The following is an 18439-nucleotide window of genomic DNA, read 5'->3' on the forward strand; positions in this document are numbered from 1 at the left end:
AGGGAGGTCAACATGCTAAGGATCTGGCTGTGCTTTCTAATTCTGATACTGGCAGGGTGCACCAGCTACCCGCCACAGGGCCGGGGCGGGCTGGCGGAACAATACGCCCCCGCTGATTTCAGCCCGGTGATGCCCGATGAACCACTGGGCCCGGAACACGGCCTGCGCTTTGACTGGCAACTGGCCAAACTCCACCTGGACGCACTGATTCAGGAAGGGGCGAAGTGGTGCTTCCCCGCAGCCGTTGTGCAGGCAAAAGAGAAGCAAAACCGCATTGCCCGTGAACTGGAAGGCGGGCTGCTGGTCGACGCCGCCAATGACCTTATCATCCTGCGTAAAAGCCTGACCCAGCTCGAACAGAGACTGGATTACGTGACCGCCCAAAGCCGCTGCCGCCCGCCGGCTGACTCGCAACTTTTACTGACACAACTGGGCATCATCAACCAGCTGTTTGAACTGCTCAATGTGGATAACCAGTTCGCCCATGACTCTGCCGAGATCAACCCAAAATACATGGGCCATCTGGCAGAAGCGGCTAACCTGCTGCGCATCCACACCGACCTGACGCTCAAAGTCACCGGCCACGCCGATGCCACAGGCGGCCCGGAATACAACCAGCAGCTGGCCATGCGCCGGGCAAAACAGGTCAAACGCTACCTGACCATTTTCGGCGTGGCCGCACCGCGTATTGAAACCCTCTCCCTTGGAGCTGAGCTGCCACTGTTTGAAGGAGAGGACGCTGCCACCCGCCTGACTAACCGCCGGGTAAGCATCGAGGTCATTTCACCGGATAAAGGAGACGGTTATGCCATGGATTAAACGCTTATGCCTGCTGCTGGCGCTCTGCTCAAACCTGGCCTGGGCCCAGACGGTTCAGATCGGGGACATGATCCAGGTAAACCTGCCAGGCGAGCCCTCCCTAAACCGCGGCTTTCAGGTCGATAAACGCGGCCGGATTGAACTGCCGGAAATTGGCCCGCTGCTGGTCGCCGGTTACGATGACAGACAGCTTGAGCAGGTGGTGCTGACCGCACTGGCAACCGTGTTTCGCGACCTTTCCAGCGCCCGGGTTTACATTACCGAACGCCAGATCCTGGTTTCCATTCAGGGTTATGTCGAATCACCAGGGGAATACACATTGCCAGATGGTGCCGGTATTCAGATGGCACTGCACGCCGCCGGGGGAGCCCGCGCCGGTGCCCAGCTTAACGCCATGCAGCTTAAAAGAGCGGGCAGCAAAACCGAATTCAACTATAAGAAGTTCCTCGACTCGGGAGATGCCAGCCTGCTGCCGGCACTGAAATCCCTCGACACACTGTTCGTTCCTGCGTCGCCACTGGTCGGCAATATCGAGCAGGAGTTCGACGCCTCCAAACTGGCTAATGCCGGTGACAGCGCCGATTCACGTATGGCGATTAAAGTATTTGGCGAGGTGAATGCACCCGGCTCTTACTCTTATGACCCGCAGACCGACCTGGTGGAAGTACTGATGCGCTCAGGCGGCGTCACCCGCTATGCAGGCGTGGAGCAAATCCGCGTAATAAGCGATAACACCCCCACCCTGTTTAACCTCAAGCGCTACCTCGACAGCGGGGATACTTCACTGCTGCCGGAGCTCAGCCCGGGTACCACCATTTTTGTTCCTCAGGCAGAAGAAGAGATCAAATCCGGGGCCAATACGGTCTACATCATGGGTGAAGTCGCCGCTCCTGGCGCCTATGAAGGCAAACAGGGCGCGACCTTTATGGATATTCTCGCCAACGCTGGTGGCCCTACCCGGTTCGCCGAATCCCGCCAGATCCGGGTACTCAAAGCCAATGGCCGGGTGATTAAGTTTGACCTGACCGCCTATACCGAAGGACTGAGCAGCGCCAAACCACCACAGATCCTGGCCGGTGACGCGATTTTCGTCCCGGAAAAGACCGATATGAATGAAAAGTCCTGGCTGAAAGTAGCGCCGGACCGCGCTGTAAGCGTAATGGGTGAAGTCGTCCGACCGGGCAGGGTGGAATGGTCTGATGAAATGAACCTGATGGATCTGCTGGCCCACGTGGGCGGCCCGACTCTGCGCGCAGACACCAGCAAAATAGAGATAGCGACCGGAAGCCGGATGATTAAGTTTGACCTGGACGAATACATTGTCCAGGGCGCACCGGCAGAAATGCTGCCTGAAATCCGCGCCGGAGCGATTGTCCGGGTGCACGATCTGCCACAGGATCCGGCGGATAACAAATCCCAGTGGGTACGCCAGAGCTCAGATGCCTCTATCTATGTGTTTGGTCAGGTCAACTCCCCGGGCCGCTACCGCTTTACCAAAGAGATGCACTTTCTCGATATTCTGTCGGCGGCAGATGGCCCGGGCAAAGATGCTGATATTCACAACATTCGCGTCACCCACAGAGATAAACCATACGCCAAAGTCAGCAAACTGAACCTGTCGCTCTACTTTGAAACCGGCGATGAGTCCCTGCTGCCCGATGTGAAGCCCGGCGATACCATCTATATCCCGGAGAAAGACCGCAACTGGCTGGATAACTCCAAGGAGAGCACGGTCAGGGTTTTAGGCGCTGTTAATGCGCCGGGCCGCTACACCTTCAATGACAACATGACCATTCTGGATCTGCTGGCTGAAGCCGGTGGCCCGAGCAACTCGGCCTATCTGGAAAAGATCAGCGTGGTGAACATGTCCTGCTGTCAGGGGCAGGCAAGAACCTTTGACCTGATCGCGTTCAGCAAAACTGCCGATATCTATCAGCTGCCGGTGATCCGGGCGGGAGACACCATCTATATCCCGGATCAGAGCGAGAGCTTTATGGAAAAAGCCCGCATGACGCTCAAAGACGTTCTGCAGCTCACCACTACCATTGTACTGCTGGGGGCCCTGTAATGCCGATTCCTGCTACTCACGCTGAAATTGAACAGCTCTACCTGAGCGCCGAGCTGTCACACTGCCGCTCGATGTGTATTACCGCCTGTCAGTCCGGCGATGGCGTCACGGCTTTTGCCGCTGCGCTGACAGAGCGTTACCTTCTGGCCGGACACTCGACCCTTTTGGTGGACCTCAACCTGTTTCGCCCTGCATTCAGCGGGCTGACATTTGAACAGGAAGAAACCTGCTGGATTGAACACAGCGACACCCATCAGGTATTCTCCGGCCTGCCCGCCCCGTCAGACAGAGCAACACAGCTGGCCTATAAAGATCCCACCCAGCTCAAACAGGCGGTCAGCCAGTGGCTGGAAGTGTATGACAGGGTGATCATCGATACCTCTCCCCTGCTGCAGATAAACCAGGGCAACATCCCGGCGCAGAGCGTGGCGGCGGCCTGCGATCAGACCCTGTTGGTCGTGATGGCAGGCAAAACGTCACACAATCAGGTCGAACAGGCCATCAGCCTGCTCAGTTACCCGGACATCACCCTGAGTGGCACCGTGCTTAACCTCAAGAATCAGCCAACCCTTGCTCAGGAGCTTGGTCGGCAGGTGGACCGCCTGCGTTTTTTCCCTGGCCGGTGGCGGGAGAAATTTAAACGCTGGCTGGAAAGCAAAAATCTTCTCAACCAACTGATTTAAGGACTATATTCAATGAGCAGGGAGTAGCAATATGCCGGGAGAGAATATGACCTTACGCGCAAAAACCATTCTGGGTATCGCAGTGATTGAGATAATACTGCTGGTCCTGCTGGTTTTCAGCGCCATGTCATTTCTGGCTGACTCCAACGAAAAACAGCTGATTCAGCGCGCCCATGCCACCAGCTCCATGTTTGCCCACGCCAGTGAAAATGCCCTGCTTGCCATGGATCTCGCCACCCTGGAAGATCTCAGCCAGGAAATTATGAAAATAGAAGATGTGGTCTATGTTCAAATCAAAAAAGAGCGACAGGTACTGGTAGAAAAGGGAAAAGAGATAACCCAAAACCGGATCCTCAATGTAGATAACAGTCTGGAAAGTGTCACTGACGGTATCTTCGATACCCGGAAATACATAGAGCAAAACGGTATCATCTATGGTTCGGTCAACATGGGGTTCAGTACTTCTTCTATCACACTGTTACTCGACCAGGCCCGCAAGCGAATCGTCTCCATCGCCTCACTGGAAGTGATCCTGGTGGCCATCTTCTCCTTTGTACTTGGCACTTACCTGACAAAAAACCTCAGCCGGCTGGCCAACGCCGCGCTCACCGTGAGTAAAAAAGGCCCGGGATATCAGCTCAAACTCAAAAAAAACGACGAACTTGGCGCAGTTGCTGAAGCTTTTGACCAGATGTCACTGAGCCTGAAAGACAGCTATGAAGAACTGCGCAAAGCCCGGGTAGAAGCCGAGCAGGCCAACGAAGCAAAAGGGCGCTTTCTGGCAGCCATGTCCCACGAAGTACGCACCCCGATGAACGGCGTACTGGGGCTGCTCAGCCTGCTGGAAGAAACAAACCTGAATAAGGAACAAAAACAGCTGCTTTCCACTGCTACCGGCTCCGGCCAGTTGCTGCTGTCGATCATTAACGACATTCTCGACTTCTCCCGGATGGAAGCCAATACCCTCAGTCTGGAGCAAACCCCGTTCAGCGTGGCTGACTGCGTCACCAGTGCAGTCAGCTTTTTCACTCCTCAGGCAAATGAGAAGAAACTCGGTCTGCACTGCCAGATTGATAACAGTCTGCCGGAATGGGTTCTGGGCGATCCCAACCGCTTCCGCCAGATCCTGCTTAACCTGCTCAGCAATGCGTTTAAGTTTACCGACCACGGTGAAATCAGCGTAACTGTTGAAGCGCTGCAAAGTGACTCTGCCGATAACGTCTGCATCCTCTGTGAAGTGCGTGACACCGGCGTTGGCATCGACGCCAGTGCCCAGGAGTATCTGTTTGATGAGTTCACCATGGTGGATCAGACCTACTCTCGCGAAAAAGAGGGCTCCGGCCTTGGGCTGGCGATCTGCAAACGGCTGGTGTACATGATGGACGGCGATATCTCGGTAGAGAGTCAGCCAGGAGAGGGGAGCAGGTTCAGCTTCCGGGTCTATCTGCCTGTATGCCAGGACCCGGCTGTCGCAGGCAGTACAGAGCCCGCTGGCCTCCTGCCACCAGCGCTGCAGAACATCCGTATTCTGGTCGCCGAAGACAACCGGGCCAATCAGCTGGTGATATCAAAACTGTTTGAAAATGCCGGCTTAAGTATCGATCTGGCAGATAACGGTATCGAAGCTCTGAAAAAGGTTGCCCGGAATGATTATGACATCGTGTTCATGGATATCTCCATGCCGGAAATGGATGGCATCCAGGCCTGCCAGGCAATCCGGAAACTTGAAGACCAGAACAAAGCCAGCATCCCCATCATTGCCCTGACTGCTCACGCCCTTTCCGGAGACAAAGAACGCTTCATGGAAGCGGGCATGAATGACTATCTTTCCAAACCGGTCAGAAAGAGCCAACTGGTTGAAAGCCTGTCCGGCGTGCTGTTAAAAGCACCGGCCACCAATACCCCGCCAGCCGATTTTGAATCTGCTTCCCCGCAAAGCAATGCACCTGAACCGATAGCACCTGAGCCACCGGAAGAGCGGCTCCCGGCGCAGGAAACGGACATTCCCCCGGTTCTGGTCGATGAAACCATCCTCAAACAGATGATCGCCGATACCAGCGAGGAAGCGCTGCCGATGCTGATTGAGCATTACATCCGCGAGGCGCGGCTCAGGGTCGGGAACATTTGCACTGCCGCCACAGAGCAGGATCCGGAAAAGCTGGAGTTTGAAGCCCATACCCTTGGCAGTTCAGCACTGGCACTGGGCAATCACATCCTGTCTCAGCAGGCGCGAAAAATCGAACATTTGTGCATTGAAGGCAGCCACACTGAAGCCTGTCAACAGACCTGTGGCCTGACTGAACTGGCACAGGCTTCCTTTATCGCTTTGATCCGGCATAACAATCAGACACTTGGGCTGGCACCGCTCAGTGAGGAGCTGGAAAGCTACTGAACCGGCACTTTACAGACAAATATCAAAAAAAATACACCTGATTTCACATCCTTATCTCGCTAATTCGCCAAATTGACTAATATTTAAAGAGATACCTCCATACAGGAAATATGCCTATGCCGTCAAAGGTGTTACTCGTCGAAGACTCCACATCACTGGCAATCCTTTATAAAGAGTACGTCAAAGACGAGCCCTATGACCTTTTTCATGTCGAAACCGGCCGGGAAGCCAAAGCCTTTATCGAACGGCATGCGCCGCAACTGGTGATCCTCGACCTCAAACTGCCGGATATGTCAGGAGAAGAGATCCTGGAGTGGATCAGGGAAAATCAGCTGCCAACCTCAGTGATCATCGCCACAGCTCATGGCTCGGTGAACGTCGCGGTCAGCCTGCTGCAAAAAGGCGCCGATGATTTTCTGGAGAAGCCCATCACCGCAGAGCGACTGAAAGCCTCCGTTACCCTGCACCTCAAAACTGCCAAACTGGAGAACCTGGTAGAGAAACTGGAAGAGAAGTTTGACCGTAACCAGTTCCAGGGCTTCATCGGCTCCAGCCTGCCTATGCAGGAGGTCTACAAAGTCATTGATGCTGTCGCTCCCACGACTGCCAGCGTCTTTATCTGTGGTGAGAGCGGTACGGGTAAAGAGGTGTGCGCCCAGGCGATTCACAATGAAAGCCAGCGTAAAAACAAACCTTTCGTCGCGATTAACTGCGGCGCGATCCCCAAAGATCTGATGGAGAGCGAGATCTTCGGCCATGTTAAAGGCGCCTTTACCGGCGCAACAACAGACAGAACCGGCGCAGCGATGCAGGCCCAGGGCGGGACTCTGTTCCTCGATGAGCTGTGTGAAATGGAACTGGAAATGCAGAAAAAACTGCTGCGTTTCCTTCAGACCGGCGTGTTTACCCCACTCGGCAGCAGCAAAGAACTCAAAGCAGATGTTCGTATTATCTGTGCCACCAACCGCGACCCGCTTGAAGAAGTGGAACAGGGCCGCTTCCGGGAAGACCTTTATTACCGGGTCCACGTTATCCCTATTCAGATGCCGCCGCTGCGTGAACGGGGCAAAGACATCACCGAGCTGGCCAATGCTTTTCTGCGCCAGTATGCCAAACAGGACAGCAAGCAGTTCACCGGGTTTAAACGCGAGGCTGAAAAAGTACTGCTGAGCTATGCCTGGCCTGGTAACGTACGTCAGTTGCAGAACATCGTGAGAAACATCGTGGTGCTGAATGATGGTAAACAGGTCGAAGTCACGCACCTGCCTCCGCCGCTCAATCAACCTGTCACCCCGGTGAAAAAAGAAAAGCCGGTAACGGTACAGGCCGCCGTGCCGCCTCCGCCAGTCACCACCAGTGAGGAAACCATAAGTCAGGCGACAACCGGTGAAACCCCGCAGGAAATAAAGCCTATGTGGCTGGTTGAGCGCGAAACCATTCAGAGAGCCATCGAGTATTGCGACGGAAATGTGCTCAATGCCGCCGTACTGCTCGACCTGAGCCCTTCAACCGTCTATCGCAAGAAACAGGCCTGGGAGTCCGAGCATGGTAGTCAGCAAGCGTGACAGCCACATACCCAAGCCGAATGAAATCTGGCTGTTGCTCGACAGCCGGGTATACGGTGGGATAGAAAGCCATGTGCTGGAACTGGCTGCTGGTCTGCAGCAGTTTCAGCATGCGGTGCGGGTGGTGTTTGTCACCCAGTATGACCAGCCGTCCCCGCTCGTTGGCCGGCTGCAGGCGCATAATGTCCGCTTCTCCTACCTGTATCAGATCTGTGGTTCAACCAAACGACTGAGCCCGCTCAAATCCCTCAAACAGGGGATCAAACGCTATTCCCCTAAACTGGTTCACGCACACGGCTATAAAGCCAGCGTCATCAGCCGCATCGCCATGCTCCAGCTGCGCAAACACAAGGTACCCCAGTTTACGACCTATCACGCCGGTGAGTCCCCGGCCGGAAAAGTTGGCCTTTATGACTGGCTCGACCGCCACACTGCTTTCCTCTCCAGCAAGTGCTTCGCGGTCAGCAAGCTGATCAAAGATAAAGTGCCGGCAGACAGCATGATCCTGAATAATTTTGTTTCCACCCAGGAAATACGCCAGAGCCAGGGTGAGCAAATCGCCTTTGTCGGCAGGCTGAGCCATGAAAAAGCGCCGGACCGCTTTGTTGACCTGGCCTGTCAGTTCCCGTACCTGGAGTTTCATATATACGGCACCGGCCCGATGGAAACCGAACTGCTCGACCGCGGCGAGCCGAATGTGATTTATCACGGCCACCAGAACAACATGACCCGGGTATGGGAGAAAGTGGGCATGCTGGTGATCCCGTCCCGTTTTGAAGGCCTGCCCATGTCCGCGCTGGAAGCCATGGCCCGGGGAATCCCTGTGGTCGCCATGAACGTGGGCGCACTCGATGAACTGATTGAAACCCAGGTCAACGGCTGGCTGGCCAACAGCGAAGGTGAGCTGGCAGCAGGGCTGATGGAGTGGCTGCAAATGACCTCTCATCAGCAAAAAGAGGTCGGCCACAAAGCCCGCTATACCATCAACCTGAACTACTCCGCCCAGGCGATCGTGCCTAAAATCATTCACGCCTATCAAATTGAAAATTCTTCAAAATAAACGACTCTCAATTTGAGAACTCCATACTCAGTATCCTAATAGTCATTATTTTTCAGCGCCTTAATATCACTCATTCGCTGGCATCATCTTTGCTCAATACGTTAAATACTCATAAACAGGGCAAGGGATATGCGAAAGAAAATTCTGTTTGTTCACTACGGCGATGCCTGGCTTCGGGGCAGTGAGCACTGCCTGATAAACCTCATAACTCATCTTGACCGGAGCCGGTTCACTCCGGTTGTCTGGACTAATAATCCCTGTCTGCGCCATGTCATGCTGCGCAACCAGGTTTCCTGCGAACTCGACGATTTTCCCCTGCTGCTCGGCTGGCGTGCACCACGCTGGGATCTTGCCGGCTGGATGAGGCTGGTTAAGAAAGGCACTGAACTGATCCGCTCCCGTGGCGTTGATCTGGTCCACATCAACAGCGGCGCGCCATGCCAGTGGATGAACCTGGCGAGCCGCATCGCCGGAGTGCCATCGGTGACCCAGCTTCACAGTGACTACCTGCTGCGGGATCGCCTCAGCCTCGGCCTGCATCTTTCCCCGCATACCATTACCGTCAGCCAGGCCATCAGTCAGAAGCTGCTTGCAGACAGCTATCCCCCAAACCGGCTGACAGTCGTCCCCAACGGTATTGCCACTGATGAGCTGCTGAACCAGCCAGACGTTAACATCCGTCAGACTCTTGGCCTGTCCCCCCGGACAAAAATACTGATTACCGTTGGCTCACTGATCCACCGTAAAGGCATTGACCGGCTGATCCGTGCTCAGGAGCAACTGCAAGAACAGTTTAACGATCTTCATCTGGTGATCATTGGCGAAGGGGCGGAACGTAAAAACCTTGAGCAGCAGGCCCGGGGGCTCAACGTTCATTTCGCCGGAGAGCAGGAGCAGGTGATGAGCTGGCTTAAATGCGCGTCTCTGTTTGTACTCGGCTCCCGGGAAGAAGCGTTTGGACTGGTATGCGCCGAGGGTTCACTGGCCGGGCTTGCGGTTATTGCGCCGGATACCGGCGGCGTACCTGAGATCGTTGAAAACCGCCGGACCGGCCTGCTTTATCGCAGTGAGGCGCAGTTGGTTCAGCAAATCCGGTTTCTGCTTGATCACCCGAAAGCTGCTTCTCAACTTGGCCAGGCTGGCAGGGAGAAAGTCCTCGCCGGGCACACTCTTGCTGTCAATCAGGCTGCCATTGAAAAGCTCTGGCTGTCACAAATGAAACCCTCTGCTGTGCCTGGCCTTCTCACGGCACTCAGACCTGTCAGACAACTTATCAACCGGAGGGCCGGCGCATGACTAATCACTGTTTTATCTTCGACCCTATCTCCTTTTCCGGCGGCTCCAAAGTGGCGACAGACAGCGCTCTGTCGCTGTGCCGACCGGAGCGCACTGTGTTTACGGTTCTTACCGCTCACCCGGAAAGCTGGGAGAGCGCTCTGCTGAGCGAAAAACACAGCCTGACTCTGTATCGTCTACCTTCCCCGGCATGGCTGGCACAGGCGAGTCAGGGCTGGCTGTTCTGGCTTAAGCAAGGCTGGTTCGCGCTGTTCATTCTGCTTACCCTTGTACGAACATCGGCGCGGACATCAAGAGTTCATACCGCCATTGGCGCATCCGGCCCGGGTATCGATATGGCTCTCTATCTCTGCCGGCCACTGTTCCGTTATAAGCTGGTTCAGCTGATACATGGACCGGTTGCGGTATCCCGCTCAATCGGAGCCTGCCTGACGAAGGCTGACTTTGTCTTCTATCTCACCAGCTCAACAGTGACACTGTCACGCTGCCTGCGAAGCTATCTGGGTCATGATCTGGCCTGGACAGCGCTGCTTCGCCGGGTATCCGGTCACTGGCAGTCATTCGATAACGGCCTCCACCAGCACAGCTGGCCGGCAACATGCCAGACTGAACGCCCGGAAGTGTTCTGGGCTGCCAGCCTGCTGAAATGGAAAGGGCTGGATCTGCTGGTCAGTGCCCTGTCGCCTGTGTCACTGGTGAGCAACATTTGCTTTATCCGCCCGCGCAATACCCGGCTGCCGGTATCTGATGCACCGGTTGTCCTCAGAGGTGCCCGCTGGTATGAAGAGCCCGGAGACCTGGACCGTATCCGGGCCGGAAGCTCCATTTTTATCTCCACCAGCACTAACGAACCATTCGGACTCTCCATTCTGGAAGCCATGGCGGCAGGCATGTGCGTGATCATCCCTTCAGACGGGGCCTACTGGGACCAGGTGCTGACCCACGACTACAACTGCCTGAAATATGAGCCACAGGACGAAGCATCACTGCGAAATGCCATCCTGAAAGCCAGCTCTGATATGTCAGTCGTCAGACATCTTGGCCGGAAAGCACGACTGATGGCATCCAACTACCAGGCTCACAAATGTTATGCAGGGATAGTGTGCTGCCTCGAAGGCAATGAACTGCAACCTGTACAATCCGGCATTCAGGACGGAGAGCATGACCATGCTTAAAGCCATGCTCACAGCCATCCCCAAAAGCCTGCCCAAAACCATACACAGCATGGTGGCTTACGCCGCAGGCATCGCCATAACCAAAGGTCTGGCCCTTATCATGCTGCCAATGATGGCGGGCTACCTGGAGCCGGAGCAGCTCGGAGAGCTGGAGCTGTGGTCCACCATTGCAACCTTCATGGCACTGCTGTCCGGTATGGCGCTTACCGAAGCCCTGTACCGTTTTGCCGGTGAGCTCACCAGCGCCGCCCGTCAGAAAAAACTGGCAGGACAACTGCTGACGCTGAGTCAGTTGACCGCTGTCGCACTGGGACTGCTGGTCTGGCTGCTGTCAATTGCCACAGGTTTCGACAGCTGGCCGCTGCGCCTTATTCTGCTGGGTCTGGTCAGCGACGGCGCGATCGGTATTGCCATGGCCTGGCTGAGAATGCAGGACAAAGCGTTGCCGTTTCTGCTGATTTGCGTATCCACGGCGCTGCTGCAGGCCTTGCTGATCCTTTTGGCACTCAGGCTTAACTATGGTGTCACCGGCATACTGACCGCGAGCGTTACCGCCCATATTGTCCAGCTGGCACTGCTGCTTAACGTTACCCGGCTAAGATACGCCCTGCCCGCCCCGGCACAGACCAGACAGCTTCTCAGCTACAGCCTGCCGCTGATGCTCGCCGCCCTGCTGGGCTTTGGCCTCAACGGCGCCGAGCGATGGCTGATGGCCGCGACCACCTCCCTGCATACCCTGGGGCACTACGCCATCGCAGCCAAATTTGCCCTGGCGATGTGTATTCTGGTGCAGCCATTTGGTATGTGGTGGATGCCAAAACGCTTTCACAGCCTGCAGCACAGGGGAAAACAGGCCACCAGTATCACCGCTCAGTACGGCATCGTCTGGATCTGTCTGGTCACCGTTACCATGGCAGGCGCAGCTCAGCTGTTTATCGTCACCATGCTTCCTGCAAGCTATCTGCCTGCCTGCGACCTTCTGCTCGTCGCCCTTGCCGTCGGCTGGGGTAAAGAGGTAACAGAGCAAACCAACCTGGGCCTGTTATATATGAAGCGTCCCTCGCTGTTGCTGGGCGTAAACCTGTTTACCACGATTGCCGGACTCAGTGGCGCATGGTTTGCCAGCCGCTATGGCGTCTTCGGTATTCTGTATGCCCTGCTGGCGGCACAGCTGCTGAGAACCACACTGATCACGGTGATAAGCCAGAGACTGTATGCGCTTCCCTATCAGTGGATGAGCCTTTCCCTGCTGGCCTTAACTACTTTCGCAGGCCTGCTGCTCGCCCGGCAGATGGACTCAGTTATCAGTCTGCTGCTCTTTACCCTGGCAGCCCCGGTACTTGTTCTGCTGCTCAGTATGCTGACCCGGCTGCTGCCCACAACACCACTTCGCCGCTATGTCCGGAGCCCCCTGTGAGCCGGGCTGCCCAAATTGCCCTGGCGCTTGGCAGCTGCGCAGTGCTGGCTGGCGCGTGGTGGCTGGTACCCAACCCGGCCATCGTGGTGGTACTGGCGCTGATGCCTTTAGGGGCGCTGTTTGTTCTCAGCCAGACCTTCTGGCTGGTAACCCTGTTTGTGCTGTTTTCATTTTTCCGCATCCATGAAGTTATCCCGGTGCTCTACCCGCTCAAAATTCCCCTGATGCTGTCACTCGGGGCTCTGTCCGCCCTGATGTGGCACAGCATCATCAGCCGCGAACTGAAGCCGGACTGGCACCCGAGCCTGAGCTGGATGGCCGCGTTCTGGCTGCTGGTTTTAATTGGCGTAGCAGCGGCCTCTAACCGGCCTATCGCGCTGGATTACTTCAAAAACATGTACTGGAAAGTGATCATTATGACCCTGGCGATCACCTGGCTGGTCAACAATGCTGCTTACCTTGCCCGGATGTCACTGCTGATCACCCTGTCGGGCTTACTGGTCGCCTGCACCGCACTGTATAACTCGGTCAATGGGATCGGGCTGGTCGAAGGCAGCCGCGTCACCATAGGCCGGGAATTCGGCTCTATGCTGGGCGACCCTAATGATCTGGCACTGGTGCTGATGTTTCCCTACGCGTTTGCCATCAGCCTGGCCACCAACCGGGTTCCCACGGCCATTCGCTGGCTCGGTGTCATCACGGGTATCCTTTTGCTGCTCGCCATCATAGCCACCCAAAGCCGCGGAGGCCTGCTGGGCGTAATGGCGGTAACCGGCGTTTATGCCCTTCGCCTGATACGCTCCAAAGCGCTGGTGCTGTCACTGGGCGGGTTTGCGGCTGTTCTGCTCTATGCCGTAGCCGGTATTTCTGACCGGGCATCCGGTGGCGCAGCCGAAGCGGGCGTCGACGCTTCTGCCATGGGCAGGATCTACGCCTGGGAAGCGGCGTTTAAAATGGCCCTCGACCGCCCCCTGACTGGCGTCGGGCTGGATAACTTTTACTACAACTATTTCTATTACAGCTCCCACTGGGACGGGCTCAATCACGCCGTTCACAGCACCTGGTTTGGTGTGCTTGCCGAAACCGGTTTTCTCGGTCTGGCGGTATTTATCGGTATGATCGTCAGCCTGATCAAAACTGCCCGACGGAGCCTGTCCCAAATGAACCATGAGACCCCGCCTTATCTTGCCGCCAGTGCTGCCGCCGTTTATACCGGTCTTATCGGCACCATCGTCTCCGGTACCTTTCTTACCCAGGGATTTAACTGGCCGATCTACATTCTGGCCGCGCTGACCATCGCCGTTGCACGCACTGCGCAAAATGCCTGTCAAATTGAGAAACCCGCTTCTGCCCGTTGTGGAACTAACATAACCACCTGATAAATAGTCAGATTAATTCTGGCATATAAAATGAAACAGTCAGCGTATTACTCAGGAAGAGGACGTTACTATGCTGGCTCTCAATCAGGTCAAAATCTGGCTGAAAACACATCCAAACCCGAAGCATCAGCGCCTGTTTGCTTTTCTGAAAGCGGCGCGTGCTGCCGGGCTCCCCACACCGCGTTTCTACAACAAGCTGTGTTATGCCACGCATCAGCTCACCACTCACCTGTGGGGCTCGGTTTCCCGGATGCTGTACCACACCCCTGCATTTAAAGCCCGGACAGATGCCTGTGGTTCACGTCTGTATCTCTACGGTGGCATCCCCTTTATTTCAGGTCCGCTGAAAATCTCCGTTGGTAATGATTGCCGGATAAGCGGCCAGACCACCTTCAGTGGCCGGAACGCGCCTGTTTCTCCCCGGCTCGACATCGGCAACAACGTGGGAATTGGCTGGCAAACCACCATCGCTGTCGCAGGCCGGGTATCTCTGGGGGACAACGTGCGAATCGCTGGTCAGTGTTTCCTGTTCGGCTATTCCGGACATCCGCTCGATGCCCGTCGCCGTGCCCTGGGGGAGCCTGATGACGAGAGCCAGACCGGTGACATCATTCTTGAGCGTGATGTCTGGCTGGGCTCCAAAGTCTGCGTTAAGAGCGGGGTGACCATAGGTGAAGGCACCGTAGTCGCCGCCGGCAGTGTGGTCACCCGGGATCTGCCCCCTTTTGTTATTGCTGCCGGTAACCCCGCCAGAGTAATACGTCCAATAGCTCAGAAGCAGGGAGAACGTCATGCGTGATCTGATTGTATTTGGTGAAGATTTTGGCGCACTGCCATCGAGCACCCAGCACCTGGTACGCGGCCTCGCAGAGCGCCGCAAAGTGCTTTGGGTCAACTCCATCGGTCTGAGGCAACCCAAACTCAACCTGGCTGATCTGAGCCGGGCGGCATACAAGCTCGCCGGGCGCTCCAAAGCCGATACCATGCCTCTTGGCAGCACAGAGCACCCCAACATTCATATCATCAACCTTCGAACCATTCCGGCACCAGCCAGTCCCCTGACCCGCAGCCTGGCCGCCCAAATGATGAAAAGGCAGCTGCTGCCCAAAATTAAGCAACTGCAGCTCAATCAACCTGTGCTGTGGGCCTCTCTGCCTACCGCTGCCGACCTGTGTGGCTCACTGGGCGAAAGCGCGGTGATCTATTACTGCGGCGATGATTTCGGTTCACTGGCCGGGGTAGATCACCAGACCGTTATCCGTCACGAACAAAAACTGGCCCAAAAAGCCGACCTGATTTTTGCTGCCAGTGAAGCCCTAACCACCAAATTTCCTGCAGGTAAAACCCAGCTTTTGCCTCACGGAGTGGATGTTGAGCTGTTTGGTACGCCCTGCCCCAAGGCTGCGGATATGCCCGATAACGGACGCCCGGTCGCGGGGTTCTATGGCAGCCTGTCCAACTGGCTCGACTATGAGCTTATTGAGCAGGTGATACGGGGACTGCCCGAATGGGACTTTGTGTTTATCGGCCCGAATGAACTGCCGGCGCTGGCGCTGCCTGATGCGCCTAACTGCCACTACCTTGGCCCCAGAGCGCACCACCAGCTGCCCGGCTACAGCCGTCACTGGGACGCTGCGATTCTTCCGTTTCGGGACAATGGCCAGATCCGGGCCTGCAGCCCGCTCAAACTGATGGAGTACCTGGCTGCGGACCGCCCGGTGATCACCACGCCATTCCCGGCGATGGAAAAATTCCGCTCACACGTTTCGCTGGTGCATAACGCCGAGCAGATGATCCACATGCTCAGCCATGTCCGGGGCACCCGCTGCGATACGCACCACCTGGTCAGGGATGACAGCTGGAAACAACGCAGTCAGTGGGTGGAACTCATGCTGGAGCTGCTATGAACAATCTCAAAAAACGTCTGCTGGTTATTCTCAACGCTGCCTGGCGCAGGCGCTATGTCATCCTGCTGCCGTGCCTCATCATGCCGGTGCTTGGGCTGGGTATTGGTATGATGGCTGCGCCCAGGTATGTGGCCCATACCAGCCTGCTGATCCAGGAAACCGCCAAAATGAATCCGTTTCTTGAAGATATAGCGGTATCCACCATGCTCAAAGACCGTCTGAGCGCGATCAAAACCCTGCTCAAGAGCCGTCACGTACTGCTGTCGGTGGCAAGGGAACTGAAGCTGATTGATGACAGTACTTCACCGGCAGAAGCAGAGCGGATCATTAATCAAATTGCTTCCAGCCTGCGGGTTTCCCAGACGGGTAAAGATCTGCTCAGAATCGAGCACGCCGCGCAGCATCCTGATGGGATGAAAGCGCTGCTGGAATCGGTCAGCGAACACTTTATCGAGCAGCTGCTGGCACCGGAGCGCTCCTCCATTCAGGACTCCAGCGAGTTTCTTGCCGTGCACATCAAACGGCGCGCCGATGCGCTGGATATGGCCGAGCTGGCGCTGGCAGAGTTCACCAACCTCAACGCCTCGGTGACCCCGGAGATGCAAAACCAGAGCCTTGGCAGGCTCGCCTCGCTCAAACAGAGCCTGGCGGAAAAAGAAGCCGAACTGGCGGGTGTAGAAAAAAGCCTTGGCAGCCTGGATCAACAGCTGTCCAAAACCAATCCTGTGGTGGGAAAAATCGAAGAACAGATCATCGAAATCCGCAGCGAGCTGACCCTGCTTCGCGCCCGCTACACAGACGGACACAGCCAGGTTCAGGCCAAAATCCGGGAACTGAGCCGCCTGGAACAGGAGCGGGAACTCCTGCTTCGAAACGAGCAGCCGACCATCAGCAGCGAGCAGCTGTGGGACATCGCCAGTAACAACACCGATGCCGCCACCTTTCAGCCCCTGCTGGTCACCCAGCTTCACAGCCTGCAGTCCGAGCGGGCCCGGTTTGAATCCCTCAAAGAAGAGACCAAAAGCCTGCGCCAGATGATCCTGACCCTTGAGCAGAGCGCCAACCGCTTTGGTGACACAGCCAAACAGCTCTACCGCCTGCAGCGGGATGTGGACATTAAACGTCAGCTCTATGACGAGCTGATGGAGCGATATGAAATGGCCCAGCTGACCGGGGCGCTGGGCATATTTGAACAAAACAAACGGGTCAAAGTTATCGACCTTCCCTACACCCCAAGTGTGCCCGCCAACCTGCCGGTCATCGTGTTTATTCTGGCCGGGGTTATCGCCGGTATCGGACTGGGCGCCGGACTTGCAACACTGCTGGAGCTGTTTGACTCGACCATTCGCAGCCGCGAAGAGCTGGAACGAATTTCCGGGCTGCCGGTCCTGACCTCTATTCCACGGATACGCCAGTAACAGGCCAGGGACGTGCTGGCCTGGTCTCTTTCAGAATGATTCCTTATTTGATAAACAGAACTCAAAAGCTCACCACAAGCTCGTAACACCATGAATTTTAACGACATTCAATCTGGCACGCTCCATGCAGTCTCTTGTTAACCGAACCTAACTCATTACAGGGATGCGTTATGCAAAAACAAAATGGAAAAACAGTCATTCACGTAGTCCAGAGACTGGCCCCGGGTGGGCTGGAAGCCATGGTGCTGGATATGCTGGTCAGCTGTCAGCCTGCTCATAAGGTCACCATTGTCAGCCTTGAGGGCAGCAAAGATGACAGCCTCAAAGCCTGGCCAAGACTGACTCCGTTTTCAGACCAGCTGATTTTTCTGGAAAAGCCTCCGGGTGTTCGCCTTTCACTCATCTGGAAGCTGAGCAAACTCTTCTCACTGCTCAAGCCCGATGTGGTCCACAGCCATCATATCGGCCCGCTGCTGTATGCGGGACTGGCCGCCAAAACCGCCGGTGTCCCGGTTCACATTCATACCGAACACGACAGCTGGCACCTAAGTGATCCCAAACGCAGAAAAGTACAGGCACTGGCGCTGAAACTGAGTAAACCGACCCTGGTCGCAGACGCAGACCAGGTACTGCTGCAGATAAAACGCCACTTTCAGTACCGCCAGGTCTCCGTGATAAAAAACGGCATCGACTGCCGCAAGTTTGCCCCCGGCCCTCAGCACAGAGCCCGCCAGGAGCTGGGGCTGCCCCAAAAAGCCTGTCTTATTGGTACTGCCGGTCGCCTTGAGCATGTCAAAGGCCACGACACCCTGATCGCCGCACTGCGTTTTCTGCCCCGCCGGGTCGGGCTGGTCATCGCCGGAGACGGCAGTCAGAGACATCAGCTGTACGCACTGGCGCGCAGACTGGGTGTTGAGAAGCGGGTAAAGTTTCTCGGCCAGACCGATGATATGCCGCGTTTTTACCAGTCCCTGAATCTGTTCTGTCTTCCTTCACGCAACGAAGGCTTTCCCCTGAGTCCGCTGGAAGCTCAGGCGTGCAATATCCGGACTCTGGTCACCGACACTGGCGCAAGCCGCGAGACGTTGTGCCCGATCTCCGGCGGCGTTGTCAGACCGGAAAAACCACTGGAGATGGCGTTCATGATCGAACGGATGCTGCGCAGGCGCTGCCTGCAAAAACCAAGGGAGTTTGTGCTGGAAAACAACACCATTCAGAAAATGAGCGCCTCCTATCAGGCCCTGTTTAACGGAGTATGAC

Annotated in this window: 14 protein-coding genes; all 14 read left to right on the forward strand. The window is 56.0% G+C overall.

Translation table 11 applies throughout. The features are described 5' to 3' along the window. Positions 1–12 precede the first annotated feature (12 nt). The 14 genes from ACVB80_RS10300 to ACVB80_RS10365 all read left to right on the forward strand — a co-directional run bounded on the left by ACVB80_RS10300 (position 13) and on the right by ACVB80_RS10365 (position 18438). Positions 13–819, forward strand: a complete 807-nt coding sequence (locus tag ACVB80_RS10300; RefSeq protein WP_481081200.1) for an OmpA family protein — start codon at positions 13–15, stop codon at positions 817–819. Then, positions 806–2887, forward strand: a complete 2082-nt coding sequence (locus ACVB80_RS10305; protein ID WP_481081201.1) for an SLBB domain-containing protein — start codon at positions 806–808, stop codon at positions 2885–2887. Before ACVB80_RS10300 ends, ACVB80_RS10305 begins: the two co-directional genes overlap by 14 nt. Further along, a complete protein-coding gene (locus ACVB80_RS10310; protein WP_481081202.1) occupies positions 2887–3570 on the forward strand; it encodes a P-loop NTPase family protein in 684 nt (227 codons plus the stop codon). Before ACVB80_RS10305 ends, ACVB80_RS10310 begins: the two co-directional genes overlap by 1 nt. Before the next feature lie 46 nt (positions 3571–3616). After that, complete coding sequence (locus tag ACVB80_RS10315) at positions 3617–5962, forward strand: HAMP domain-containing hybrid sensor histidine kinase/response regulator (RefSeq protein WP_481081203.1); 2346 nt, start codon at positions 3617–3619, stop codon at positions 5960–5962. Between the two features lie 116 nt (positions 5963–6078). Next, complete coding sequence (locus ACVB80_RS10320) at positions 6079–7527, forward strand: sigma-54-dependent transcriptional regulator (protein WP_481081204.1); 1449 nt, start codon at positions 6079–6081, stop codon at positions 7525–7527. Beyond that, positions 7508–8587, forward strand: coding sequence for a glycosyltransferase family 4 protein (locus tag ACVB80_RS10325; RefSeq protein WP_481081205.1), 1080 nt, complete (start codon positions 7508–7510; stop codon positions 8585–8587). Before ACVB80_RS10320 ends, ACVB80_RS10325 begins: the two co-directional genes overlap by 20 nt. A 129-nt stretch (positions 8588–8716) precedes the next feature. Beyond that, entirely contained in the window at positions 8717–9883 is a 1167-nt protein-coding gene (locus ACVB80_RS10330; protein WP_481081206.1) for a glycosyltransferase family 4 protein, read from the forward strand. Beyond that, positions 9880–11058: a glycosyltransferase family 4 protein gene (locus ACVB80_RS10335; protein WP_481081207.1), complete on the forward strand. Its 1179-nt coding sequence runs from the start codon at positions 9880–9882 to the stop codon at positions 11056–11058. The genes ACVB80_RS10330 and ACVB80_RS10335 overlap by 4 nt, the downstream gene beginning before the upstream one ends. Continuing rightward, positions 11045–12475, forward strand: coding sequence for a lipopolysaccharide biosynthesis protein (locus ACVB80_RS10340; RefSeq protein WP_481081208.1), 1431 nt, complete (start codon positions 11045–11047; stop codon positions 12473–12475). The genes ACVB80_RS10335 and ACVB80_RS10340 overlap by 14 nt, the downstream gene beginning before the upstream one ends. Then, complete coding sequence (locus tag ACVB80_RS10345) at positions 12472–13854, forward strand: O-antigen ligase family protein (RefSeq protein WP_481081209.1); 1383 nt, start codon at positions 12472–12474, stop codon at positions 13852–13854. The genes ACVB80_RS10340 and ACVB80_RS10345 overlap by 4 nt, the downstream gene beginning before the upstream one ends. 70 nt (positions 13855–13924) lie before the next feature. Then, the gene (locus ACVB80_RS10350) at positions 13925–14653 is read left to right on the forward strand and encodes an acyltransferase (protein ID WP_481081210.1); all 729 of its coding nucleotides are present in this window, start codon (positions 13925–13927) and stop codon (positions 14651–14653) included. Continuing rightward, positions 14646–15761 (forward strand): glycosyltransferase, encoded by a 1116-nt coding sequence (locus tag ACVB80_RS10355; protein ID WP_481081211.1) that lies wholly within the window; start codon positions 14646–14648, stop codon positions 15759–15761. Before ACVB80_RS10350 ends, ACVB80_RS10355 begins: the two co-directional genes overlap by 8 nt. Next, a complete protein-coding gene (locus ACVB80_RS10360) occupies positions 15758–17179 on the forward strand; it encodes a GumC family protein (RefSeq protein ID WP_481081212.1) in 1422 nt (473 codons plus the stop codon). The genes ACVB80_RS10355 and ACVB80_RS10360 overlap by 4 nt, the downstream gene beginning before the upstream one ends. A gap of 170 nt (positions 17180–17349) precedes the next feature. After that, on the forward strand, positions 17350–18438 hold the full coding sequence (locus ACVB80_RS10365) for a glycosyltransferase (protein ID WP_481081213.1): 1089 nt from the start codon (positions 17350–17352) through the stop codon (positions 18436–18438). Position 18439 lies beyond the last annotated feature (1 nt).

This window comes from Vibrio sp. 9-16B-A1 (genome assembly GCF_056726165.1).

Coding starts and splice junctions, on each gene's coding strand:
- ACVB80_RS10300 (WP_481081200.1), top strand. CDS start 13: ATGCTAAGGATCTGGCTGTGCTTTCTAATTCTGATACTGGCAGGGTGC.
- ACVB80_RS10305 (WP_481081201.1), top strand. CDS start 806: ATGCCATGGATTAAACGCTTATGCCTGCTGCTGGCGCTCTGCTCAAAC.
- ACVB80_RS10310 (WP_481081202.1), top strand. CDS start 2,887: ATGCCGATTCCTGCTACTCACGCTGAAATTGAACAGCTCTACCTGAGC.
- ACVB80_RS10315 (WP_481081203.1), top strand. CDS start 3,617: ATGACCTTACGCGCAAAAACCATTCTGGGTATCGCAGTGATTGAGATA.
- ACVB80_RS10320 (WP_481081204.1), top strand. CDS start 6,079: ATGCCGTCAAAGGTGTTACTCGTCGAAGACTCCACATCACTGGCAATC.
- ACVB80_RS10325 (WP_481081205.1), top strand. CDS start 7,508: ATGGTAGTCAGCAAGCGTGACAGCCACATACCCAAGCCGAATGAAATC.
- ACVB80_RS10330 (WP_481081206.1), top strand. CDS start 8,717: ATGCGAAAGAAAATTCTGTTTGTTCACTACGGCGATGCCTGGCTTCGG.
- ACVB80_RS10335 (WP_481081207.1), top strand. CDS start 9,880: ATGACTAATCACTGTTTTATCTTCGACCCTATCTCCTTTTCCGGCGGC.
- ACVB80_RS10340 (WP_481081208.1), top strand. CDS start 11,045: ATGACCATGCTTAAAGCCATGCTCACAGCCATCCCCAAAAGCCTGCCC.
- ACVB80_RS10350 (WP_481081210.1), top strand. CDS start 13,925: ATGCTGGCTCTCAATCAGGTCAAAATCTGGCTGAAAACACATCCAAAC.
- ACVB80_RS10355 (WP_481081211.1), top strand. CDS start 14,646: ATGCGTGATCTGATTGTATTTGGTGAAGATTTTGGCGCACTGCCATCG.
- ACVB80_RS10360 (WP_481081212.1), top strand. CDS start 15,758: ATGAACAATCTCAAAAAACGTCTGCTGGTTATTCTCAACGCTGCCTGG.
- ACVB80_RS10365 (WP_481081213.1), top strand. CDS start 17,350: ATGCAAAAACAAAATGGAAAAACAGTCATTCACGTAGTCCAGAGACTG.